Below are 22,800 nucleotides of genomic sequence, written 5' to 3'. Positions count from 1 at the left end.
GCGCCGGTCGTCAGGCCGAATCGGCCGCAGGGGCGGGGGCGGGGGTGAGCGTGGTGTGCCGGAGGATGCGGCGGCGGTCCTCCCCGTCGGCCACGCAGACCAGGAAGCAGCCGGTGCCCGGCCGCAGCTCGGCCGTGACGCCCAGCAGGGAGGCGCCGCGGATCAGCACCGCGGCGAGGTCGCGGTCGGTGAGCCGTACGCCGAGGATGTGCCGGCGGACGTGCCGCCCACCCGCGAGCAGCGCGGAACGCCACGCCGCCGCGGCCATCCGCGGCACCCAGACCCGGCGGGGGGTGGACGCCCCGGGCACCGGCGCGGACAGCAGCTCCCGGCGTCCCTGCCACCAACCGGCCTCGATGAGCCAGGCGTAGCGCTGCCGGTGCCCGGCCGGCACCCGGAGCCGGTGCAGTTCGTAGTGGCGGCGCAGGCCGCCGACGGCCATCTCGTACTCGACCGGGACGTCCAGCCGCTCCAGCAGCTGCCGCATCCGCTGCGCCGCGTCCTCCCGGTTGAACTCGACCACCGTCGCCGGGTGCGATCCCGCCGGCCGCGGCGCGCGCGAGCCGGCCGGCGTCGGCATGCACCGCAGCAGGCAGGCCGCCTCGAACGCGTCGGCGAGGGTCAGCCAGTCCAGCGGTGGCGGCGTCGACGGACGGGCGGGTCGGTCGAGCAGAGCGGGTTCGCGGGCCAACGGAGATACTCCCTTGCCGGTCGGGGTACTCCTACCGTGACCGGTGCGCCCCGGCACGCGGAACCGGTCGGGCCCAGCCTTGAGGAAATCTTGCGGCGGGTCCGACGGTGAGTCAGAGCTGCGTGACCACGACGTCGACCTGGCGTGGCCGTCCGGCCTGCGCCGGCTGCTCCTCCACCGTGTACGCGAGGTCGCGCAGCGCGGTGACCAGCTCGTCGACGGTCCGCGGGCGGGCGCCCGCGAGCAGCAGGTCGCGGACCAGCCGCCCCTTGGTCGCCTTGTTGAAGTGGCTGACCACGGAGCGGACCGGCGCGCCGTCGACCTCGCGTTCGTGCAGCACGCGCACGGTCACCGTCCGGCCCGCCAGCTCACCACGGGGCGTCCAGGTGGCGGCGTACGCGCCGGAGCGCAGGTCGAGCACCGGCCGCTCGCCGGCCTCCGCGGCGAGGACCGGGCCCAGCACCCGCCGCCAGTACGCGCCCAGCGCCCCCGGGCCGGGCAGCTTCGCCCCGATGGGGCAGCGGTACGGCGGGATCCGGTCGGTGAGGCGTACGGCGCCCCACAGGCCGGAGCTGACGAGGATCGACCGGCGGGCGGCCCGCACCGCCGGCGGCGGGAGGGTGGCGAGGTCCAGCGCCTCGTAGAGCACGCCGGTGTAGACCCGGGCGGCCGGCGCGGTGGCGGCCAGGGGCAGGCGCGCGTTGCGCCGCAGTTCGTCGCGCTGGCCCTCGCTGAGCCCGAGCGCGGCCCGGGCCGCGGCCTCGTCCGGCCCGCCGCAGAGCGCGACCAGCGCGGCGAGCACCTCCTCGCGGGCCGGGTTCAGCGCCGGCAGCGAGAGGCGCGTCAGGTCCAGCCGCCGCCCGGTTCCGGCGTCGACCTTCCCCTCGGAGGGCGGCAGCAGGATGAGCACCGGGGGAATCTACCGCCAGGGCCGCACCGGCTCCTCCGGGTGGTAGACGCGGTAGTCCCCGACGTCGCGTACCGGGGTCGTCCCGAGGCGGTCACCGAGCAGCCACCGCAGCCGGTGCTCGGCCGCCGAACCGGCCTCCACCACGTAGCCGGGACGCGCGGCCCGGCCCACCTGGCGCCAGTACGGCAGGTACCGGTTCTGCCCCGGCATGAGGTTGCCGTCGACCACCCCGCAGACCACGTCCTCGGCCGTGTTGAAGATCAGCCGGTTGCACACCCAGTAGTCCGCGTACACCTCGCGGGGCCCGTCGGCGCGCAGCGCGCTCGCCAGCCGGCGGGCCTCGCGCTCCTCGATCCGGGAGGCCGGCACGCCGGTGGCGACGAAGAGCACGGTGATCGCGAGGCTGGCCGCGGCCAGCGCGGCCAGCAGCGCCGCGGCGGCCGCGCCGGCGATCCGGCCGAGCGCCCCCGCCGTGCCGCGCCAGCCCGCCACGGCCGCCAGCCAGAGCGGCCAGAGCGCCGCCGGCAGCGAGATCTGGAGCACCGACAGGTACCGCGCGTTGCCGAGCGGGTCGGTGGCGGCGAGCGGACTGCGGACGTACGACAGGAGGGTGAGCACCGCGCCGGCGACCAGCGCGAGGTGCGTGACCGGCCGGACCCGGTCCGCGGGCGGCCGGCCCGCGGCGCGACGGTACGCGACCAGCGCGAGCACCGCCGCGGCCACCAGCAGGAGCGGGTAGATCACCCCGAACGACCGTTGCCAGGTGGCGCAGCCGCCGATCGGGCAGAGGCCGCCGGCGAGCGGGATCCCCTCCAGCAGCCCGCCGTCCAGCCGCTGCGACCAGGGCGGCGCGGGACCCGCCCGCGTGCTGATCTCCCGGAACACCGACAGCGAGTCCTCGCCGGGCGGCGCCACGAGGTTGTCCCGGATCATGGGGGCGACCCCGACGGCGAAGCCGGCCAGCAGCAGCGCCCCGGCCCAGCCGAGCAGCTCTCTCCGGGCGGCGTAGACCAGGAGCAGCCCGGCCACCGCGAGGTACGGCACGATCAGCCAGTCCGACCAGAGCGCCAGCCCGGCGAGCAGCCCGAACAGCCCGACGGCCAGCCGGCGACGGCGGATCGTGCCGGCCGCCAGCCCCACGGCGATCAGCAGCATCAGCAGCACCGCCGGTTTGACCTCGGGCCGGCCGCCGACCACGGTGAGCTGGTCCCGGACCACCCGCTCCGGCCCGAGCGCCAGCAGACCCACCACGAGGGTGGCGAACCAGGGCGAGCCGATCCGGCGGCTGAGCCGGTGGATCAGGTAGAGGAAGACCGCGTAGAGGACGAGCATCGGCAGCCGCAGCACCGGCCAGCTCGGCCCGGCCAGCGCGACGAGCGGCGCGGCCAGGTACGACTCGAGCGTGCCCATGTAGCGCTGCCCGTAGAGGAACACCGGATGGTGCCGGCCCTGCGCGATGTGCAGGGAGACCAGCCCGAACGTCGCCTCGTCGCTGTTCGACACGGGCACCGTGAGCAGCGTGAGGACCAGCCGGTACGCGATCCCGACCAGCCCGAGCAGCAGCGCGACCAGCGCCGGCCGGTCGAGCCGTGGGCGCCACCGCCCACGCTGCTGCACTGGTGTCGACACGACCACGCCCCCGTCGTCGTCCCGACCGGAGTGTTTCACGAGCCCGGGGGCGGGTGGGGGTGGTTCGCGCCAGACCGGGCGGGCGGAGATCGTCTCGCGTGGCCGAGTCCGCGCCGGTGTGGCAGGGTGGCAGCGTGCCACCGACACCCGCCGGCCAGCTGGCCGTCCCGCGCCTGCACCGGGCGGCGCGGATCGAGGATGCCGTGCACCAGTTCGTGGAGCGTCGCCTGCGGCGGACGGGCTGGCGGACCAACATCGTCGCCTACACGGGCTACGGCGCCCCGGGCTGGGTGCGGGTGCTGTGCCGGGTGCTGCTCGGCCGCCCGGACACCCGCCAGCGGGCCCGGCTGGAGAAGGTGCGCGGCTGGCGCAGTTTCACCACCCTTCCCGCCAAGCACGTGGCGGTGACCGTCGAGGCGGGCGGGGTGCGGCACGAGGCCCGCACCGACCGCAGCGGGTTCGTCGACACGCTGGTCGAGGCGGACCTGCCGCCGGGCTGGGGCGCGGTGCGGCTGAGCATGCCGGACGCCGAGCCGGTCGAGGCGCCCGTCCGCATCCTCGACCCGGCCGTCCGGTTCGGCATCCTCTCCGACATCGACGACACGGTGATGGTGACGGCGCTGCCCCGGCCCCTGCTCGCCGCCTGGAACACGTTCGTCCTCGACGAGCACGCCCGCGCGGCGGTGCCCGGCATGGCGGTCCTCTACGAGCGGCTGGTCACCGCGCACCCGGGTGCACCCGTCTTCTACCTGTCCACCGGCGCGTGGAACGTCGCGCCGACGCTGACCCGGTTCCTGTCCCGGCACCTCTACCCGGCCGGTCCGCTGCTGCTCACCGACTGGGGGCCGACGGCGGACCGTTGGTTCCGCAGCGGGCGGGAGCACAAGCGGGCCACGCTGGCCCGGCTGGCCCGGGAGTTCCCCGGCGTGCGGTGGCTGCTCGTCGGCGACGACGGCCAGCACGACCAGGAGATCTACCGCGAGTTCGCCGCGGCGCACCCCGAGAACGTGGCCGGCGTGGCGATCCGCCGCCTCTCGCCCACGCAGGCGGTGCTCGCCGGCGGCCTGCCGGCCCCACCGGGGCGCTCGGTGGAGGGGCCGGTGGGGCAGAAGTGGTTCTCCGCGCCGGACGGCGCCGGCCTGTGGAAGCTGCTCCGCGAGGCGGACCTGGTCTGACGTACGGGCGTGATCCGGCGGTCAGGTGCTTGTCCCAGAGCATCGTTCCCGGCTCGGATCACCCGCGCGGGGCCTGGTCGTCCGGGCGCAGCCAGAGGACGCCGAGCGGGGGCACCTGGAGGGCGGCGGACGCCGGCAGGCCGTGCCACGGCACGTCCTCGGCGCGCACCTCGCCCAGGTTGCCGACCCCGGAGCCGCCGTAGACGCCGGCGTCGGTGTTGAGCACCTCGCGCCACGTTCCGGCGGCCGGCAGGCCGACCCGGTAGTCGTGCAGCGGCACGGCGGAGAAGTTGGCCACGCAGACCAGCACCGAGCCGTCCGGGGCGATCCGGATGAACGAGACGGTGTTGTTGGCGACGTCGTCGCCGGCGATCCAGCGGAAGCCGGCCGGGTCGGTGTCCTGCGCCCACAGCGCCGGGGTGTCCCGGTAGACGCGGTTCAGGTCGCCGACGAGGCGCTGCACGCCGGCCCGCGCCGGGTCGTGCAGCAGGTACCAGTCGAGGCCGCGCTCCTCGCTCCACTCCCGGTCGTCGCCCAGCTCGCCGCCCATGAAGAGCAACTGCTTGCCCGGGTGGGCCCACATGTACGCGAGCAGCGCGCGGACGTTCGCGAGCTTCTGCCACGTGTCGCCGGGCATCTTGCCGACGAGCGAGCCCTTGCCGTGCACCACCTCGTCGTGGCTGATCGGCAGCACGTAGTTCTCGCTCCAGGCGTACGCGAGGGAGAAGGTGAGCTGGTGGTGATGGTGCTGCCGGTAGATCGGGTCCTTCGACGTGTAGAGCAGGGTGTCGTGCATCCAGCCCATGTTCCACTTGAACCCGAAGCCGAGCCCGCCGGCGGAGGTCGGGCGGGTCACCCCCGGCCAGGCCGTCGACTCCTCGGCGACCATCACGACGCCCGGGTGGTGCTTGTAGACGGTGGCGTTGACCTCCTGGAGGAACGCGATGGCCTCCAGGTTCTCCCGGCCGCCGTACTGGTTGGGCGCCCACTGCCCCTCGGCCCGGGAGTAGTCCAGGTAGAGCATCGAGGCCACCGCGTCGACGCGCAGGCCGTCGACGTGGAACTCCTCCAGCCAGTAGAGCGCGTTCGCCACGAGGAAGTTGCGCACCTCGCGGCGGCCGAAGTCGAAGACGTACGTGCCCCAGTCGGGGTGCTCGCCGCGGCGCGGGTCGGGGTGCTCGTAGAGCGGCGTGCCGTCGAAGCGGGCGAGGGCCCACTCGTCGCGGGGGAAGTGCGCCGGCACCCAGTCGAGGAGCACGCCGATCCCGGCCTGGTGCAGCCGGTCCACCAGGTGCCGGAAGTCGTCGGGGTCGCCGAAGCGGGAGGTGGGGGCGTAGTAGCCGGTGACCTGGTAGCCCCACGAGCCGCCGAACGGGTGCTCCATCACCGGCAGGAACTCCACGTGGGTGAAGCCCAGCCCGGTGACGTACGCGGTCAGCTCCTCGGCCAGCTCCCGGTAGCCGAGCCCGGGCCGCCACGAGCCGAGGTGCACCTCGTACACGCTCATCGGCTCCTGGTGCGCCTGCCGCCTCGCCCGCCGCTCCAGCCAGGCCGCGTCGCCCCAGTCGTACGTCGACCGGTGCACCACCGACGCGGTGGCCGGCGGCACCTCGGCGTACGCGGCGAGCGGGTCCGCCTTGTCCCGCCAGTTGCCGTCCGCGCCGAGGATCCGGTACTTGTACCGCGCGCCGGCCGGCACACCCGGCACGAAGACCTCCCACACGCCGCTGGAACCGAGCGAGCGCATCGGCCAGCCGTCGTCCGGCGCCCAGCCGGTGAAGTCGCCCACCACCCGGACGCCGCGCGCGTTCGGCGCCCACACGGCGAACGCCACGCCCTCGTCGAAGACCCGGGCGCCGAGCGCCTCCCAGAGCCGCTCGTGCCGCCCCTCGCCGATCAGGTGCAGGTCCAGCTCCCCGATGGTGGGCGGGTAGCGGTACGGGTCGTCGTGGACGGTGCCGTCGACCTCCACCCGGTAGTCGAGCACGGTGCCCGGCACGCTCGTCTCGAAGATCCCGGCGTCGTGCACCCGTTTCATCGGGTGCCGGTCGCCGTCGACCAGCACGGCGACGTCGCCGGCGCCCCGGAGCAGCGTACGGATGGTGGTGCGTCCCCGCGCGGGGTGCGCGCCGAGCACGGCGTGCGGGTCGTGGGCGTGGCCGGCGATCAGCTCGTCCATTCCAGGTCGTCCTTCTGGGCGGGAGTGGTCGGTGCGGTGCCGCCGGAGAGGTCGTCGGGGACGGCCTCGGTGGTGAGCGCGGCCGGGCCGGTCGGGGTGGCGGCCGGGGTGTCCGGCGGGACGGGGCGGCGCACGGTGAGCACGTGCGCGGGCTGCAGGTACGGGTCGAGCCGGACGGCGTTGCGCTGCCCCCAGTCGTAGGTGGCGCCGGTCAGCTCGTCGTGGACGGTGAACCGGTCGTGCCAGTCGAACCCGAGCGCCGGCATGTCCAGCGTCGTGTTGCCCCACTGCACCTCGCGCGGGTCGAACGAGCAGATGACGATGACCGTGTTGCCGGTGTCGGGGTCGCGTTTGGACCAGCACAGCAGGGCCGGGTTGTCGATGTCGTGGAAGCGCAGGTTGCGTAGCCGGCGCAGGGCGGGGTTCTCCCGGCGTACCCGGTTCAGGGTGGCGATGAAGGGGGCCAGCGAGCGGCCCTGGGCCTCCGCGCCGGCCCAGTCGCGCGGGCGCAGCTCGTACTTCTCGTTGTCCAGGTACTCCTCGGCCCCGGGGCGGGCCACGTGCTCGAACAGCTCGTAGCCGGCGTACATGCCCCAGGAGGGGGAGAGGAGCGCGGCGAGCACCGCACGGATCTTGAACATGGGCGGCCCGCCGTGCTGCAACGTCTCGTGCAGGATGTCCGGCGTGTTCGGCCAGAAGTTCGGCCGCATGTAGTCGGCCGCCGCGACCAGCTCCTCGCAGTACTCCCGCATCTCGGCGGCCGTCGTGCGCCAGGTGAAGTACGTGTACGACTGGGTGAACCCGATCTTCCCGAGGCCGTGCATGATCGCCGGCCGGGTGAACGCCTCGGCGAGGAACAGCACGTCCGGTTCGACGCGCTTGACCTCCCAGATCAACCAGTGCCAGAAGTCGAACGGCTTGGTGTGCGGGTTGTCCACCCGGAAGATCCGGATGCCCTCGCCGACCCAGTGCCGCACCACCCGCAGGATCTCGGCGCGGATCCCCTCCGGGTCGTTGTCGAAGTTCAGCGGGTAGATGTCCTGGTACTTCTTCGGCGGGTTCTCCGCGTACGCGATGGTGCCGTCGGCGCGGGTGGTGAACCACTCCGGGTGCTCGGTGACCCAGGGGTGGTCCGGCGCGCACTGCAACGCCAGGTCCATGGCCACCTCCAGGCCCTGCTCGGCGGCGGCGGCGACGAAGTCCCGGAAGTCCTCCGCCGTACCCAGGTCGGGGTGGATGGCGTCGTGGCCGCCCTCCGCGGCGCCGATCGCCCACGGCGAGCCCACGTCGTCCGGCCCGGCGGTGAGCGCGTTGTTGCGGCCCTTGCGGTTGACCCGGCCGATCGGGTGGATGGGCGGCAGGTAGAGCACGTCGAAGCCCATGGCGGCGACGCCGGGGAGGCGTTCCGTCGCGGTGGCGAACGTGCCGGACTGGGCGGGGGAGTCGACGGTGGCCGGGATCGCGCCCTCCGAGCGCGGGAAGAACTCGTACCAGGCGGAGAAGAGGGCCCGCTCGCGGTCCACCCAGAGCCGGTACTCGTCGCCGACGGTGACCAGCTCCCGCACCGGGTACGCCCAGAGCAGGTCCGCCAGGTCCAGCGCCGGCGCGACCCGCTGCGACAGCTCGCGGTCCGGGTCGCGCAGCGCCGCGGCGGCCCGGACCACCCGTTCCCGCTCGCCGGCGGGGACCCCGTCGGCCGCGGCGTCCAGCACGCGGGCCCCCTCGGCGAGGTCGTTGGCCAGCTCCGCCGGGCCCTGCCCGGCGGCGACCTTCTTGGTCACCGCGTTCTGCCAGGTGAGGTACGGGTCGGCGAACGCCTCGACGTGGAAGGTCCAGGTGCCCACCGCGTCCGGCCGGATGGTCGCGTGCCACCGGTCCTGGCCGGGCTCACCGGGCCGCATGCGGGTGAAGGGCCTCGTGGCGCCGTCCGGGCCGCGCCAGACCACGTTGCAGCCCAGCGCGTCGTGCCCCTCGCGGTAGGCGCGGGCCGCCACCGGCACCAGTTCGCCGACCACCGCCTTGGCCGGATAGCGACCGCACGAGACGACGGGGGAGACGTCTTCGATGGGGAACCGTCCAGTCACCCCGCCAACCTACTGCCCGAGATCGCTTCGCGCTCGGCTCAGTCGTCTGATCAGCCGTTCGCTGCGGCAGCGGCGCCGCCGCCTGACACGATCCCACGCGGCCGTGTGTGGCTACCGGTTGCTCACCCGCGGCGGCTCCCGCTACCGCACGTACTTCCCCGGCTGACGCCGATCACGCCGGAGAGCTGAGGCCGGTCAGCCGGCCGCGCCCACCGACCGGTAGACCTCCAGCGTCCGCGCCGCGATCGCGTCCCACGAGAAGTGCTCGACGGCCCGCTGCCGGCCCGCCCGGCCGAACTTCGCGATGCGATCCGGGTCGGCCAGCAGCTCGTTCATGCGCGCCGCCAGGTCGGCCACGAAGCGCCCCGGGTCCAGCGGCCGGCCCGACCCGTCGGCGGCCTGCTCGATGGGGACCAGCAACCCCGTCTCGCCGTCGGCCACCACCTCGGGGATCCCGCCGGTGGCCGTGGCGACCACGGCCGTCTCGCACGCCATCGCCTCCAGGTTCACGATGCCCATCGGCTCGTAGACCGACGGGCAGACGAACAGCGTGGCGTGCGTCAGGACCTGGATCACCTCGTGCTTGGGCAGCATCTCGGCCACCCACACCACCCCGGAGCGGTTCGCGCGCAGCTCGGCGACCAGCCCCTCGACCTCGGCGGCGATCTCGGCGGTGTCCGGCGCGCCGGCGAGCAGCACGAGCTGGGTGTCGGCGGGCAGCTCCCGCGCCGCCCGCAGCAGGTACGGCAGCCCCTTCTGTCGGGTGATCCGGCCGACGTAGACCACGCTGGGCAGCGCCGGGTCGACACCGAGCCGGTCGAGCACGTCCGTGCCCGGATCCGGGGCGTACTGCTTCGTGTCGATGCCGTTGTAGACCACCCGCACGCGGTCCGGGTCGACGTCCGGGTACGCGGTCAACACGTCGCGCCGCATCCCCTCGCTGACCGCGATGACCGCGTCGGCCGCCTCCACGGCGACCCGCTCGCACCAGGAGGAGAGCGCGTAGCCGCCGCCGAGCTGCTCGGCCTTCCACGGCCGCAGCGGCTCCAGGCTGTGCGCGGTCACCACGTGCGGAACCCCGTGCAGCAGCTTCGCCGTGTGCCCGGCCAGGTTCGCGTACCAGGTGTGGCTGTGCACCACGTCCGTGCCGGCGCAGCCCGCCGCCATCTCCAGGTCGACGCCCATCGTGCGCAGCGCGGCGTTCGCCCCGGCCAGGCCCGGCGGCTCGGCGTACGCGGTGACGCCCGGCTCGGTGCGCGGCAGGCCGAAGCAGTGCACCCGGACGTCGGCGAGGTGACGCAGCTCCCGGGCCAGGTACTCGACGTGCACGCCCGCGCCACCGTAGACCTCCGGCGGGTACTCGCGGGTCAGCAGATCGACGCGCAGGGACTGTCCGGCCGGGGTGGAGTCGGTCATCCTCGCACCCTAGTGCAGAAGTCGGGCCGTACGAGTGGTGAAGTCGTACGCGGCTGGTTAGCGTCTGACCATGGCTGCCAAGGTGCTCGCGATCGTCCTGGCCGGCGGAGAGGGCAAGCGCCTGATGCCGCTGACCGCGGACCGGGCCAAGCCGGCCGTCCCGTTCGGCGGGATGTACCGCATGGTCGATTTCGTCCTCTCCAACCTGGCCAACGCCGGCTACCTCAAGATCGTGGTGCTGACCCAGTACAAGTCCCACTCGCTGGACCGGCACATCACCAAGACCTGGCGGATGTCCACGCTGCTCGGCAACTACGTCACCCCGGTCCCGGCGCAGCAGCGTCGCGGCCCGTGGTGGTTCGCCGGCTCGGCCGACGCCATCTACCAGAGCTTCAACCTGATCAACGACGAGCAACCCGACTACGTGATCGTCTTCGGCGCGGACCACATCTACCGGATGGACCCGCGGCAGATGGTGGAGGAGCACATCGCCTCCGGCGCCGGCGTGACGGTCGCCGGGATCCGGCAGCCGCTGTCGACGGCCGACCAGTTCGGTGTGATCGAGGTGGGCGAGGACGGCCGGCGGATCCGGGCGTTCCGCGAGAAGCCCACCGACGCGGTGGGGCTGCCCGACGCCCCCGACCAGATCTACGCCTCCATGGGCAACTACGTCTTCACCACCAAGGCGCTGTGCGAGGCCGTGGAGCGCGACGCGGAGGACAAGTCCAGCAAGCACGACATGGGCGGCAGCATCATCCCGATGCTGGTCGAGCGCGGCGACGCCAACGTCTACGACTTCAAGGACAACGAGGTGCCCGGCAGCACCGACCGCGACCGCGGCTACTGGCGCGACGTGGGGACGCTCGACTCGTTCTACGACGCGCACATGGACCTCATCAACGTGCACCCGGTGTTCAACCTCTACAACTTCGAGTGGCCGATCTACACCGAGCAGCCGCCGTACCCGCCGGCGAAGTTCGTGCACCAGTGGGGCGAGCGGGTCGGCCGGGCGGTCGGCTCGATGGTGTCGCCCGGCGCGGTGATCTCCGGCTCGCTCGTCGAGAACTCGGTCGTCTCGCCCAAGGTCAAGGTGCACTCGTGGGCGCACGTCGACGGGGCGGTGCTCATGGAGGGGGTGGAGATCGGCCGGCACGCGGTGGTCCGCCGGGCGATCCTCGACAAGAACGTGTACGTCCCCGAGGGCGCCGAGATCGGAGTCGACCTGGAGAAGGACCGGCAGCGCTATGTTGTCTCCGACAATGGGGTAGTGGTGATCGGCAAGGGCCAGCGCGTCGAGCCGTGACGTCGGTCGCCGTACGCATGACCCCGCGCGCCGCCGGGAAGGAAGCGGCGTCCGCCCGTCCGCGAGGAGGTTGCCGCAGTGACCCACCCCCGTGCCGGAAAGCCGGCCGAGCCCGCCGACCTGGTCGACGTGCCCCGGCTGGTGACCGCCTACTACGCCGAGCACCCCGATCCCGCGGATCCGGCGCAGCAGGTCTCCTTCGGCACCTCCGGCCACCGGGGGTCGAGTCTGCGCCGCGCGTTCAACTCCGACCACATCGTGGCGGTCACCCAGGCGCTCTGCGACTACCGCCGGGAGCACGGGATCGACGGCCCGCTCTTCCTGGGCCGGGACACGCACGCCCTGTCCACGCCGGCCGCCGTCGACGCGCTCGAGGTGCTCGCCGCCAACGACGTGACCGTGCTGCTGGACAGCCGGGACGGCTACACGCCCACGCCGGCGGTCTCGCACGCCATCCTCACCCACAACCGGGGCCGCACCAGCGGCCTCGCCGACGGCATCGTGATCACCCCGTCGCACAACCCGCCCGACGACGGCGGGTTCAAGTACAACCCGACCCACGGCGGCCCGGCCGACACCGACGTCACCCGGTGGATCCAGGACCGGGCCAACGCGATCCTCGCCGGAGGGCTCGCCGAGGTCCGGCGCGTCCCGTACGCGCGGGCCCGCGCCGCCGACACCACCGGGACGTACGACTTCCTCGGCCGCTACGTCGACGACCTGCCGGCGGCGATCGACGTCGACGCGATCCGCGCGGCCGGGGTGCGCATCGGGGCCGACCCGCTCGGCGGGGCGAGCGTCGCCTACTGGGGCGAGATCGCCGAGCGGCACCGCCTCGACCTCACGGTGATCAACCCGACCGTCGACCCGACGTGGCGGTTCATGACCCTCGACGGCGACGGCAAGATCCGGATGGACTGCTCCTCGCCGAACGCCATGGCGTCGCTCATCGCCGCCCGGGCCGACTACCAGGTCTCCACCGGCAACGACGCCGACGCCGACCGGCACGGCATCGTGACGCCCGACGGCGGGCTCATGAACCCCAACCACTACCTGGCCGTGGCGATCGGTCACCTGTTCCGCACCCGCTCCCAGTGGGGGCCGGCCGCGGCGGTCGGCAAGACCCTCGTCTCCTCGTCGATGATCGACCGGGTCGCCGCCGACCTCGGCCGCCCGCTGCTGGAGGTGCCGGTCGGCTTCAAGTGGTTCGTGCCGGGGCTGCTCGACGGCGCGGTGGGCTTCGGCGGCGAGGAGAGCGCCGGCGCGTCGTTCCTGCGCCGTGACGGGCGCACGTGGACCACCGACAAGGACGGCATCCTGCTCTGCCTGCTCGCCTCGGAGATCATCGCGACGACGGGCCGGACCCCGAGCGAGCACTGGACGGAGCTGGCCGAGCGCTTCGGCGCCCCCGCGTACGCCCGCATCGACGCGCCCGCGACACGCGAGGAGAAGGCCGTGCTCGGCAGGCTCTCGCCGGAGCAGGTGACCGCCACCGAGCTGGCCGGGGAGCCGATCGTCGCGACACTGACCACGGCACCCGGCAACGGCGCGGCGATCGGCGGCCTCAAGGTCGTCACCAAGTCCGGCTGGTTCGCGGCCCGCCCGTCGGGGACCGAGGACGTCTACAAGATCTACGCCGAGTCGTTCCAGGGGCCCGAGCACCTGGCCCGGATCCAGGAGGAGGCCAAGGCGCTGGTCGACGGAGTGCTGGCCGGCGGCTGACGGTGGGCGTCACCGGCGGGACGACGGATCGTTGCGGACGGTAGCCGCAGATTGACCCTGAGTGTGAGCAGGGTGGAGCGGCGACCGTCCGACCACCGCACGCCAGGGAGAGCACGTGCCCAGCCGCCTTCGAACCGTCGCCGGCATGATCCGTGACCGGTGGGTCGGTGCCCGCGACCCCGAGGCCTTCGCGCGGTCCATCGGTGTCAACCTCACGGGCCGGGTCAGGTTCTACGGCATCAGCCGGTGGATGTTCGGCTCCGAACCCTGGCTGATCACCCTCGGTGACAACGTGTACATCACCGCCGGGGTGCAGTTCGTGACGCACGACGGCGGGACCCTGATCCTCCGCAAGGAGCATCCCGACCTGGAGTGGACGGCGCCGATCGTCGTCGGTGACGACGTCTACATCGGGATCCGGTCGATCATCCTGCCGGGCGTCACCATCGGGAACCGCTGCGTGATCGGGGCCGGGTCGGTGGTGGCCCGCGACATCCCGGACAACACCGTCGCCGCCGGGGTGCCTGCCCGGCCCATCCGCAGCACGGACGACTACCTGGAACGGTTGCAGGCCAAGTCGTTGCGCGTGGGGCACCTGCCGGCTCAGGCGAAGGCCGAGGCGATCAAGAAGATCTATGGCGTGACGGTGCCCTGAGCGGCGCGAACGGGTCGTCGGATCACGCGGCCGGCGCGCGGGCCCGGCCCGGCCGGCATTCAGCGCGGCGGGGGGAGTTCGCGGCGGTTGAGCTGTTCCCGGAGGGTCGGGGGGAGCAGTTCGCGGAGCTGCTCAGGCAGCAGCGGCAGGTCCATGAGGCTCAGCTTCAGCTGGTTGCGTTCCTGGTAGCGGCGCGGGTCGAGCCGGACCACGAGCCCCGCCTCCCGGCGGAAGCGGATGTCGATCGCGCCCTCGGTGGACGCCTCGCGGATCACCTGGCCGTCCACCTCGACCGCCACGGGCCCGGAGTCGTGCGTCAGCTCCAGCCGGATCGTCTCGTCGGGGGAGAGCACCACCGAGCGGCTGATCCCGGCCATGGGAGCCGACGGGGTGACGACCACCGCCTGCGTCGCGGGGGAGATCAGCGGCCCGCCCGCGGCGTAGCTGTACGCGGTCGAACCGGTCGGGGTGCTGACCACGAGCGCGTCGGCGCGGTAGTAGCCGTAGCGCTGCCCGTCCACGGCGAGCGTGGCGACGACGAACCCGGTGCCGGGCTGGCGCACCAGCGCGATGTCGTTGAACGCCACCACGTCGTCGCCGCACACGTCACAGACCAGGCAGCTGTGCGCCTCCACCGTGAAGTCCTTGCTGATCAGGCGGTCCAGCGCCTCCGGCAGCTCCGGCGGCTCGACCTCCACGAGGAACCCCAGCCGGCCCAGGTGCACGCCGAGGACCGGCTTCGGGTTGCCCACCGCCGAGCGGAGCGCGCCGAGCATGGTGCCGTCCCCGCCGATGCTGATCAGCGCGCTCACCCGTCGCACCAGCTCGTCCTCGGGGTACGTCTCGACGCTCGGCGGGACGCGGTGCCGGTCCTGGTCGCGTACGGCGAGGCCCTTACCGTGCCGGGCCGCCCAGTCGACGATGATCCTGATGATCTCGGAAGCGTCCCGTGTCGGGTGCAGCACAAGCCCGAGCAGGGTGCGGTCCATACGTACACCTCATCACACCGGCCCCCGGCGCGCCCCGTCTATCGCGCACGGCCGGTCCGGCCGTGTGCCCTCCCGGGCCGCCCGTAACCGTTGCCCCGGGTCGTCCGTCGGGCTGCCGAAGTCGACCGTCCCGCCGCCACAGAACCGGACGGAAGGGCGAATTGGGGGAGAAATGTCGTGTCCACTTGGCGGGGGCGTCGTTGATCCCCCCGGCGGGCCGAGAGGAGGGACGACCAGTTGTGCGCGTGCTGAGCGGGACACCCGACGCGGGGCGGCACGCCAATCGGGTGGTGTCCCGGCCACCCGCGAAACCCTCGACCCCCGACCGTCGCCGCGACAACTGCTTCGACCTCCTACGGCTCGTCGCCGCACTCGGCGTCGTCGTCCAGCACGCCGTCGAGCACCTGGCGGCGCCCTTCCTCTGGTTCGCGCCAGGCAGCGGTCGGTGGTTCGGCGACGGTGTGCCGATGTTCTTCATCATCAGCGGCGGCATGGTCTACGCGTCGGCGCGGCGCTGCCGGGAGCAGGGCCGCCCCTGGCGGGACTACCTGCGGAACCGGCTGCTGCGCATCGCTCCCGCGCTCTACGCCTACGCCGCCGTCATGGCGGCCTTCCTGGTGCTCTCGGGGATCGTGGCCGGACGCGCCCTGGTCGGAACGCAGTTCCTCGGCTGGCTGGGCAGCACCCTGCTCCTCGTGCCGGTCTACCATCCGCCGCTGCTGGCCGAGTTCGGCACGGGAGTGGTCAACGGAAGCCTGTGGACCATCCCGGTCGAGGTGGGCTTCTACCTGCTCGTGCCCGTCCTGGTGCTGGCCGCCGCGCGCTGGTCGTTCGCGGCCATGCTGGCCGGCGCGGGGGTGGTCGCCGTGGCCGGGGTGGCCCTGCTGGCCGCGGCCGCCGAGCACGGCGGCGACGGCCTCGGCGGCCGCCTGCTCGCCGTGAGCGTCCTGCCCTGGCTCGGGTTCTTCCTCCTCGGCATCTGGTGGCACCGCGTGTGGGACCGGGCCCCGCAGTCCCCGTGGGTGGCGCTCGCGGCCCTCGCCGGTTACGTGGCGACCGCGGTCGTGCGCCGGCACACCGGGGACGGCGCCGAGGTGGCCGTCGCCCTGCTCGGCGGGCTGCCCCTGTCGTACCTCGTCTACTGGCTCGCCTACCACGGCGGCGGCGCCCTGCGGCGGGTCACCGATCGCCTCGGTGACCTGAGCTTCGGGGTCTACATCTGGCACATGCCCGTGATCAACCTGCTCCTCTGGGCGGGCCTCGACGGGCTCGCCCTGCCCGGCACCGCCGCCGTGCTCGTCGTCGTCGCCCTCACCGCCTGCTGCGCCCTGCTGTCCTGGCACCTCGTGGAGAAGCCCGCGCTCCGGCTCAAGTCCTACTCCTCCCGCCCGCAGCAGGCGGGAACCGCCGCTCCGTCGCCGCCGCCCAACCGAGCCGTCGACCGGGCCGGCGCGACCGCCCGCTGACCGTCCGACCGTCGTAGAAAGAGAATCCCGTGAAGATTGTCGTCACCGGCGGAGCCGGCTTCATCGGCTCCAACCTGGTGCGTGCGTTCCGTGGCGTCCCGGGGATCGACGAGATCGTCATCCTGGACGACCTCTCCACCGGCTCCGAGGAGAACCTGCGCGACCTGGACGCCCGTTTCGTGCACGGCAGCATCCTCGACCCGGCGATGCTCGACGACGCGTTCTCCGACGCGGCGAGCGTCGTGCACCTCGCGGCGGTGCCCTCGGTGCCCCGATCCCTCCGGGACCCGCTACGCAGCCACCACGCCAACGCCACCGGCACCCTCATGGTGCTGGAGGCCGCGCGACGCCACCGGGTGGGACAGGTGATCCTGGCGTCCTCCTCCTCGGTGTACGGGCGCAACCCGACGCTGCCCAAACGGGAGGATCTCCGGCCGGTGCCGCTGAGCCCGTACGCGGTCTCCAAGCTGGCCACCGAGGCGTACGCCATCGCCTACGCGTCCTGCTTCGACCTGGCGGTGCTGCCGTTCCGGTTCTTCAACGTCTTCGGGCCGGGCCAGTCCGCCGGCCACGCGTACGCCGCGGTCGTGCCGTCCTTCGTGTCGGCGGCCCTCGACGGACGACCGCTGACCATCGACGGTGACGGGGAGCAGACCCGGGACTTCACCTTCGTGGGCGACGTCGCCGCGGTGATCGTCGACGCCGTCCTGCGGCAGGTCTCGTCGGTGGACCCGGTCAACCTCGCCTTCGGCTCGCGCACCTCCGTCCGGCGCCTCGTCGGCGAACTCGAGGACGTCCTCGGGCGCCGGCTGGACGTCGTCCACCGGCCGCCCCGCGCCGGCGACGTCCGGGACTCCCAGGCGGACAACGGCGCGCTGCGCGCGCTCTTCCCAGGCGTCACCCGCCACACCCTGCGGCAGGGCCTGGAGGCCACGGTGGCGTGGATGTCGACCCGTGTACCCGCGGGACGGTAGGGCGGACGCACCGACGGAGGCCCGCCGGCCCCGGGACGTCGCCGAGACGCCGCCGGGGGGATCCGATCACGCGGCAACCGCCGGGCGGTCCCGCGGAAGGCGGGTGGTCAGCGGGATCCTCACCGGCGCCGTCAGCCGCGGCGTGGCGGGTCTGGTGCCGATCGCGCTCATCCCGGTCACCCTCCGGTACCTCGGCCCGGACCTGTACGGCCTCTGGATGACCGTGACCGCGCTCGTCGGCATGGCGGCGTTCGCGGACCTCGGCCTGGGCAACGGCCTCATGACGAAGCTGGCACCGTGCTACGCCAGCGGCGCGACCGCCGAGGCCCGCCGCTACATCTCCAGCGCCTACCTGTGCCTGTCCCTGCTGGCCGCCGTGCTGGTCGGCCTGCTCTGGAGCCTCTCCGCGGCGGTGCCGTGGGCCCGGCTCTTCCACACCACCGACTCGGCCACCCCGGACGACGCCCGCCGGATGACCCTCGTCTGCCTGACGGCGTTCGTCGTCAACGTCCCGCTCTCGTTGATCACCCGGGTGCAGCTGGCCTACCAGCGCATCTCGGCGGCCAACCTGTGGCAGGGGTGCGGCAACCTCGTGACGCTGCCCCTCGCGGTGGGTGCCGTGGCGGCCGGCCTCTCACCCGTCCTCGTGGTGGCCGCGACCGTGGTGGGCCCACCGCTGGTGAACCTCGTCAACAGCCTGTGGTTCTTCGGCCGGCGGCGACCGGACCTCCGACCCGGGTTGACCGTCGCCGACACCGCCGTGGCGGCACGGCTGCTCCGGCTCGGCGGGCTCTTCCTCGCGGTGACCGTGCTCACCGGCATCGCCACCAACGTCGACCTGGTCATCGTCACCCACGCTCTCGGGCTGCACGAGGCGGCCGCCTACGCCGTGCCGATGCGGCTCTTCGCCCAGCTCGGGTTCGTCGTCGCGCTCGTCAGCGCACCCCTGTGGCCGGCCAACGGCGACGCGCTCGCCCGCGGTGACCTGGCGTGGGTGCGCCGGATGACCCGTCGGATGACGATCGTCTCCGCGGCCCTCGTGCTGGCTCTCGGTGGGCTGCTCGTCCTCGTCGTCAGCCTGGTGCCCACCGTCCTGGGCCTCGCCGTGACACCGGACGTGACCCTGCTCGCGGGCCTGCTCGCGTGGTGGCTGCTCCTCGCCACGATCTCCCCCCGGTTCATGGTGCAGAACGCCGCCGGGGTGGTACGCCCCCAGCTGCTCGGCTGGTCGCTGTACGTCGTCGTCTCACTGCCCGCCAAGTGGTACGGAGTGCGGCAGTTCGGCTCGGCGTCCGTGCCGTGGATCGGGCTGGTCACGTACCTGGCGACCGTCGTACCGGCCGCGCTGCACGGGTTCCGGTCCGCGCTGGCCCGGCACACCCGCCCACCGGCCGGGTCGACGGCCGAACGCTCCCTGGCCGCACCGGCCGCAACCTGATCCGTCCGAAGAGGAGTGCCATGTCCATCGACGAAGAAGCGACCGCCCCGTGGGTGGCCTACGCCGGACCCTTCCGCTTCCCCTGGGGGGAAGCCGGGTCCCGCAGGGTCTGGGGGAACGCGCAGTCGCTGGCGCTCAGCGGGCGGCGTGTCGTCGTACTCAGTGGGGAACACGGCCCGGAGACGCCTGAGGAACTGCCCGGCGTCGAGGCCGGCGTCTCGATCCGACACGTCGGGGTGGGCGAGCTGCCACGGCCGGACGAGCCGCTGCTCGCGAAGTCGCTGCAGTGGCTGGTGCGTGCGGGCCGGCGGACGGCCGACTGGCTCGACGCCCAGCCGACCCGGCCGTCGCACGTCATCGTCTACGGCGGGGGCATGCCGTACATGGTCCACCTGCGACGGTGGTGCCGCCGGAACGGCGTGCCCGTCCTCACCGACGTCGTGGAGTGGTACAGCCCGAAGCAGTTGCTGGGCGGTCGTTTCGGCCCCCTCCACCTGAGCGCGAAGGTCGCGCTCCGCTACCACTACCCGCGGTGCCACGGTGTGATCGCGATCAGCTCGTTCCTGGAGTCGTACTACCGCGACCGGGGGTGCGCGGTCGTCCGCGTACCGCCGACCCTCGACGTCCGGGCCTTGGGCGCGGCGCCCGTGACGCCGCCGGCCCCGGCGCCCGGCCGGCGGGTCCGGCTGGTGTACGCGGGCTCTCCCGGCCGCAAGGACCTGCTCGCGGAGACCATCCGCGGTGTCGACCTCGCGGCCCTGGACGGCTGCGACGTCTCGCTGGACGTGATCGGCCCGTCGCCGGACGAGGTGACCCGCGAACTCGGCGCACCACCGCCCCCCTCGGTACGCGTCCGGGGCCGGGTGCCGCAGCAGGAGGTGGCGGGACTGCTTCGCGGGGCCGACTTCAGCATCCTCATGCGCGAACCGGCGCGCTTCGCGCAGGCCGGCTTCCCGACGAAGTTCTGCGAGAGCCTCGCGAACGGCACGCCCGTCATCGCGAACCTCACCAGCGACCTGCGCGACCACCTTCACGACGGTGTCGAAGGGCTCGTCCTGCCCGACCACACCGCCACCTCGCTGCGCCGGGCGCTGCACCGTGCCGCCGACCTGTCCGCCGAGGCCCGCGCGGCGATGCGCCGGGCGGCGTACGAGCGCGCCGTCGCCTCGTTCGACGTGCGCGCGCACGCCGCAGCGCTGGACGACCTGCTCACCCGCCTGGAGGGCCGCCCCGCGCAGACGCCCGTGCCGACGGGGAGGAGTTGACATGGACGACCGGCTGCGCGTGGTGCTCGTCGGTCCGTTGCCGCCGCCGATGGGCGGGATCGCCCGCGGCGTCGAGATGCTCCGCCGCGCGCCGCAGGTACGCGCCGAGGTGGACCTGCGGATCGTCGACACGGGGCTGCGGTGGCGCTCGATCCACCAGACGTCCACGGCGGCACGCCTGCTCGACGGTGTCCGCCAACTGCTCCGCAGCGCCGCCGTCCTGACCTGGCGGTGTCTGCGCGGCGCGCCCGACGTGGTGCACCTGCGGTCGTCCGGTGGGCTGGGCGCCGTCCGGGACCTGGTGCTCGTCCTGATCGCCCGGACGTTCCGCGTGCCGGTCATCTACCAGCTGCACTTCGGGCGGGTGCCGGACATCGCGGCGCGGCGCACCGGCGAGTGGCGGGTGATGCGGGCGGCGCTCGCGCGGGCAGCGGTCGTCGTGGCCATCGACCGGCACACGGAGCGCGCGATCGTCGAGGCGCTGCCGCACGTGCGGACGGTCCGCCTTCCCAACGGCTTCGACCCGGCCGTCCTGCCCCCCGCACCGGCGCCGACCGGCCCGGGCCGGCGGGTGCTCTACGCGGGCTGGGTGATTCCCGAGAAGGGCGTCGAGGACCTGCTCGACGCCTGGCGGACGCTCGACACCGACGGGTGGACCCTGCAGCTGTCGGGGTCGTGCGACGACGAGTACCGGCGGACGCTGCGGGAGCGGTACGGCGACGACGCGGTGGTCTTCACCGGCGAGCTGACCCACTCCGCGCTCCTGCGGGAGATGGCCGCGTGTGACGTCTTCGTCCTGCCCAGCCACACCGAGGGCTTCCCGAACGTGGTGGTCGAGGCGATGGCCCTCGGACGCGCGGTGGTCGCCACGGACGTGGGCGCGGTGGCGGACATGCTCGCCGACGGCTGCGGCGCCGTGGTGCCGCCGCGCCGGCCAGCCGACCTCGCCGGGGCGCTGGACGCGGTGATGCGCGACGAGGCGCTACGCCGGGCCACGGGCGAACGGGCACGGGCCAAGGCCCTGGGCGAGTACCGCATCGACGAGGTCGTGGCCGCCGTCGTACGGCTGTGGCGCTCCGTGGCGTCGGTCGACCGCCCGGCGGCCCGCGACCTCGACCACGCGGGCCGGCTCACCTAGCCGGCGTACGAGTCACCGGCCTCCACCCCCTTCCAGAGGTGGAGGCCGGTCGCTGTCGCGGGTTGCGCCTCAGACGAGCTGCGGCGCCGCGGGTCGTGCCGGGCGGCGGGTCGGGGCGCGCTCCTCCGGCTCGGAGGGTTGCCGGTACAGGCGGTCGAGGAACGACAGCAGCGCCAGCGACGCGAACCCGATGAGTGAGAATGCCTGCTGGCCGATCTGGTTGTTGGCCGGGACGAACGCGATCAGCAGAGCGAGCTGCGCCAGCAGCATCAGCGACAGTGTGCGGCCCTGCCGCACCTCCCGCCAGAACTTGGCCAGGAACCATCCGACGACGGCCATGAAGACCAGCGCTCCGAGGTAGGTGAGGTCCGACGCCAGCCACGGATAGATGGTCGACCAGTACATCCCGTCGGGCCAGCCGGTCAGCATCTCCGTGCGGGCGGTGTAGCGGTCCCGCGCGGGGCTGTCGTCCCCGGTGAGGTCCTCGTACAGCTCGGTGACGGCCTTCGCCCCGCCGAGGCCGTACGTCCACTGGAAGGGCGACTGCAGGTTGTAGGCGAGCCCGAGGTATCCGTGCGTCGGGTAGAACACGGTGGCGGAGATGCCGGAGGCCAGTTCATCGCCGACGACGGCGGCGACCGCGGGGTTCGGCGGGAAGAGGCTCGTCGCCTCGCTGTGGCGCAGCCGGTCGCTCTGGTTGAACGACATGTAGCCGGCGAAGAGCAGGCCGACGAGGAGCGCGATGAGCAGGCCCGAGCGTCGCTTCCTCGCCGCGCGTCGTGCGACCGGGCGTCGGCTGCGCACCGCGAGGTAGCTCGCGCCCCAGAAGATGAGCATGTCTCCCAGGCCCTTGAGCGTCCCCACCGAGAGGTAGTACGTCCCGTACGCCACGAGTCCGGCGAGCACGTACAGGCGCAGCAGCCACCCCATGTTCCGCCACCAGAGCACGGCGAGCGGGATGAGCATCGCGTAGAAGACGGAGGTGAGCGTGAAGAGGTGCACCGCCGCCGGCATCGACTCGGTGGTGGAGCGGATCCGTTCGAAGTAGGAGTCGCCGGGGTTGGTGAAGGCGTCCAGGAGTGCGCGGGGCGTGGGGAAGCCACGGACGCTGAGCAGGAACAGGCCGAACGCCAGGTAGTACGTGGCGCAGATGGTGATGAGCACGCGGGGGTAGCCACCACGCCCCTCCGCCGGCGCCGGTCGGTGGACGACGCGGCGCCGGACGTTGAGCGCGTACCCCAGGGCGAGGGCCGCGACCCCGGCGAGCACGTAGCCGGTCAGCACCGTCAGGTCCGGAACCTGGGCCGACTGGCCGAAGAACAGGAACACCAGGTAGGTCCCGACGAGATACGCCGTCGCCAGCTTCAAGGGTCCGTACGCGCTCCAGGCGGTGCGGTGGACGCCGGCCGGTCGGGCCTCGGCAGCGGTGGGGCCGGCGTAGGCAATGGCCACGATGGGTCCTTTCTCATGGAACGGCCGGGACCCTTGCGTCGGGGTGACGGCCGGGGGGCTGTCGCCGCGGGCGAGAAGGCCCTGCTGGTTGGCGTGCCCTCGCCGTTATAGCAAGGGATGAACCACCCGTCCCGGGTTTCACGTACTTGCTGCCGATCAGACAGCTTCGCCCGATCGGGTCGAAGTTTCGTCCCGATTGAGGCGTTTCCGGCTTTGTGTTCGGTTCGTTGCGCGAGGTGTGCGGGTCGGGCCCGTCACCGGGGCGCGAGCCCTGTTGTTCAGCTAACGAGGGACGGGGTTCCAGTGACGCAATT

17 protein-coding genes are annotated in these 22,800 nt (G+C 73.2%); 9 read left to right on the top strand and 8 right to left on the bottom strand.

The annotated features are described in order from the left end of the window. Positions 1-10: 10 nt before the first annotated feature. The 3 genes from D7I43_RS13685 to D7I43_RS13675 all read right to left on the bottom strand — a co-directional run bounded on the left by D7I43_RS13685 (position 11) and on the right by D7I43_RS13675 (position 3,236). On the bottom strand, positions 11-691 hold the full coding sequence (locus D7I43_RS13685; protein WP_120328852.1) for a hypothetical protein: 681 nt from the start codon (positions 689-691) through the stop codon (positions 11-13). Positions 692-803: 112 nt separating this feature from the next. Continuing rightward, positions 804-1,601: a peroxide stress protein YaaA gene (yaaA, locus tag D7I43_RS13680; RefSeq protein ID WP_120328851.1), complete on the bottom strand. Its 798-nt coding sequence runs from the start codon at positions 1,599-1,601 to the stop codon at positions 804-806. Positions 1,602-1,610: 9 nt separating this feature from the next. Further along, a complete protein-coding gene (locus tag D7I43_RS13675; RefSeq protein WP_420870201.1) occupies positions 1,611-3,236 on the bottom strand; it encodes a hypothetical protein in 1,626 nt (541 codons plus the stop codon). A 128-nt stretch (positions 3,237-3,364) separates the two neighbouring features. Between D7I43_RS13675 and D7I43_RS13670 the strand changes: the two genes are divergently transcribed. Continuing rightward, positions 3,365-4,405 carry an App1 family protein gene (locus D7I43_RS13670; protein WP_120328908.1) on the top strand — a complete coding sequence of 347 codons (1,041 nt, stop codon included), beginning with the start codon at positions 3,365-3,367 and terminating at the stop codon, positions 4,403-4,405. A gap of 58 nt (positions 4,406-4,463) precedes the next feature. Here the strand turns inward: D7I43_RS13670 and glgB are convergent, their stop codons facing one another. From glgB to glgA, 3 genes are all read right to left on the bottom strand, one after another. Next, positions 4,464-6,584 carry a 1,4-alpha-glucan branching protein GlgB gene (gene glgB / locus D7I43_RS13665; RefSeq protein ID WP_120328849.1) on the bottom strand — a complete coding sequence of 707 codons (2,121 nt, stop codon included), beginning with the start codon at positions 6,582-6,584 and terminating at the stop codon, positions 4,464-4,466. Continuing rightward, positions 6,572-8,668, bottom strand: a complete 2,097-nt coding sequence (locus D7I43_RS13660) for an alpha-1,4-glucan--maltose-1-phosphate maltosyltransferase (RefSeq protein ID WP_120328848.1) — start codon at positions 8,666-8,668, stop codon at positions 6,572-6,574. The genes glgB and D7I43_RS13660 overlap by 13 nt, the downstream gene beginning before the upstream one ends. A gap of 195 nt (positions 8,669-8,863) precedes the next feature. Then, complete coding sequence (gene glgA / locus D7I43_RS13655; protein WP_120328847.1) at positions 8,864-10,084, bottom strand: glycogen synthase; 1,221 nt, start codon at positions 10,082-10,084, stop codon at positions 8,864-8,866. Positions 10,085-10,154: 70 nt separating this feature from the next. Between glgA and glgC the strand changes: the two genes are divergently transcribed. The 3 genes from glgC to D7I43_RS34090 all read left to right on the top strand — a co-directional run bounded on the left by glgC (position 10,155) and on the right by D7I43_RS34090 (position 13,764). Next, complete coding sequence (gene glgC, locus D7I43_RS13650; protein WP_120328846.1) at positions 10,155-11,387, top strand: glucose-1-phosphate adenylyltransferase; 1,233 nt, start codon at positions 10,155-10,157, stop codon at positions 11,385-11,387. 78 nt (positions 11,388-11,465) lie between these two features. After that, positions 11,466-13,109 carry a phosphoglucomutase (alpha-D-glucose-1,6-bisphosphate-dependent) gene (pgm, locus tag D7I43_RS13645; RefSeq protein WP_120328845.1) on the top strand — a complete coding sequence of 548 codons (1,644 nt, stop codon included), beginning with the start codon at positions 11,466-11,468 and terminating at the stop codon, positions 13,107-13,109. A 145-nt stretch (positions 13,110-13,254) separates the two neighbouring features. Further along, a complete protein-coding gene (locus tag D7I43_RS34090; RefSeq protein ID WP_120328844.1) occupies positions 13,255-13,764 on the top strand; it encodes a DapH/DapD/GlmU-related protein in 510 nt (169 codons plus the stop codon). Between the two features lie 59 nt (positions 13,765-13,823). On the opposite strand, the gene D7I43_RS13635 is transcribed toward D7I43_RS34090, so the two are convergent. Then, the gene (locus tag D7I43_RS13635) at positions 13,824-14,753 is read right to left on the bottom strand and encodes an NAD(+)/NADH kinase (protein WP_120328843.1); all 930 of its coding nucleotides are present in this window, start codon (positions 14,751-14,753) and stop codon (positions 13,824-13,826) included. Between the two features lie 290 nt (positions 14,754-15,043). Here D7I43_RS13635 and D7I43_RS13630 point away from each other — a divergent pair, with 290 nt between their 5' ends. The 5 genes from D7I43_RS13630 (at position 15,044) to D7I43_RS13610 (ending at position 21,034) form a co-directional block, all read left to right on the top strand. Next, a complete protein-coding gene (locus tag D7I43_RS13630) occupies positions 15,044-16,219 on the top strand; it encodes an acyltransferase family protein (RefSeq protein ID WP_158610097.1) in 1,176 nt (391 codons plus the stop codon). Positions 16,220-16,248: 29 nt separating this feature from the next. Continuing rightward, positions 16,249-17,193, top strand: coding sequence for an NAD-dependent epimerase/dehydratase family protein (locus D7I43_RS13625; RefSeq protein ID WP_120328842.1), 945 nt, complete (start codon positions 16,249-16,251; stop codon positions 17,191-17,193). Positions 17,194-17,296: 103 nt separating this feature from the next. Next, positions 17,297-18,631 carry a lipopolysaccharide biosynthesis protein gene (locus tag D7I43_RS13620; protein WP_240032942.1) on the top strand — a complete coding sequence of 445 codons (1,335 nt, stop codon included), beginning with the start codon at positions 17,297-17,299 and terminating at the stop codon, positions 18,629-18,631. A gap of 20 nt (positions 18,632-18,651) precedes the next feature. Then, the gene (locus tag D7I43_RS13615) at positions 18,652-19,896 is read left to right on the top strand and encodes a glycosyltransferase (RefSeq protein WP_120328841.1); all 1,245 of its coding nucleotides are present in this window, start codon (positions 18,652-18,654) and stop codon (positions 19,894-19,896) included. Between the two features lies 1 nt (position 19,897). Then, the gene (locus D7I43_RS13610; RefSeq protein WP_120328840.1) at positions 19,898-21,034 is read left to right on the top strand and encodes a glycosyltransferase family 4 protein; all 1,137 of its coding nucleotides are present in this window, start codon (positions 19,898-19,900) and stop codon (positions 21,032-21,034) included. Positions 21,035-21,103: 69 nt separating this feature from the next. On the opposite strand, the gene D7I43_RS13605 is transcribed toward D7I43_RS13610, so the two are convergent. Continuing rightward, positions 21,104-22,486: a hypothetical protein gene (locus D7I43_RS13605; protein WP_120328839.1), complete on the bottom strand. Its 1,383-nt coding sequence runs from the start codon at positions 22,484-22,486 to the stop codon at positions 21,104-21,106. Positions 22,487-22,800 lie beyond the last annotated feature (314 nt).

The sequence above is a fragment of the Micromonospora globbae genome, from assembly GCF_003610785.1.
GTDB lineage: Bacteria > Actinomycetota > Actinomycetes > Mycobacteriales > Micromonosporaceae > Micromonospora > Micromonospora globbae.
Note: the sequence above shows the minus strand (reverse complement) of the source record. Positions and strands in the feature narration are given on the sequence as shown.

Excerpts from the sequence above, each read along its gene's own strand:
- glgB (WP_120328849.1), bottom strand. The coding sequence starts at position 6,584 with ATGGACGAGCTGATCGCCGGCCACGCCCACGACCCGCACGCCGTGCTC.
- glgC (WP_120328846.1), top strand. The coding sequence starts at position 10,155 with ATGGCTGCCAAGGTGCTCGCGATCGTCCTGGCCGGCGGAGAGGGCAAG.
- D7I43_RS34090 (WP_120328844.1), top strand. The coding sequence starts at position 13,255 with ATGATCCGTGACCGGTGGGTCGGTGCCCGCGACCCCGAGGCCTTCGCG.
- glgA (WP_120328847.1), bottom strand. The coding sequence starts at position 10,084 with ATGACCGACTCCACCCCGGCCGGACAGTCCCTGCGCGTCGATCTGCTG.
- D7I43_RS13610 (WP_120328840.1), top strand. The coding sequence starts at position 19,898 with ATGGACGACCGGCTGCGCGTGGTGCTCGTCGGTCCGTTGCCGCCGCCG.
- D7I43_RS13635 (WP_120328843.1), bottom strand. The coding sequence starts at position 14,753 with ATGGACCGCACCCTGCTCGGGCTTGTGCTGCACCCGACACGGGACGCT.
- D7I43_RS13615 (WP_120328841.1), top strand. The coding sequence starts at position 18,652 with ATGTCCATCGACGAAGAAGCGACCGCCCCGTGGGTGGCCTACGCCGGA.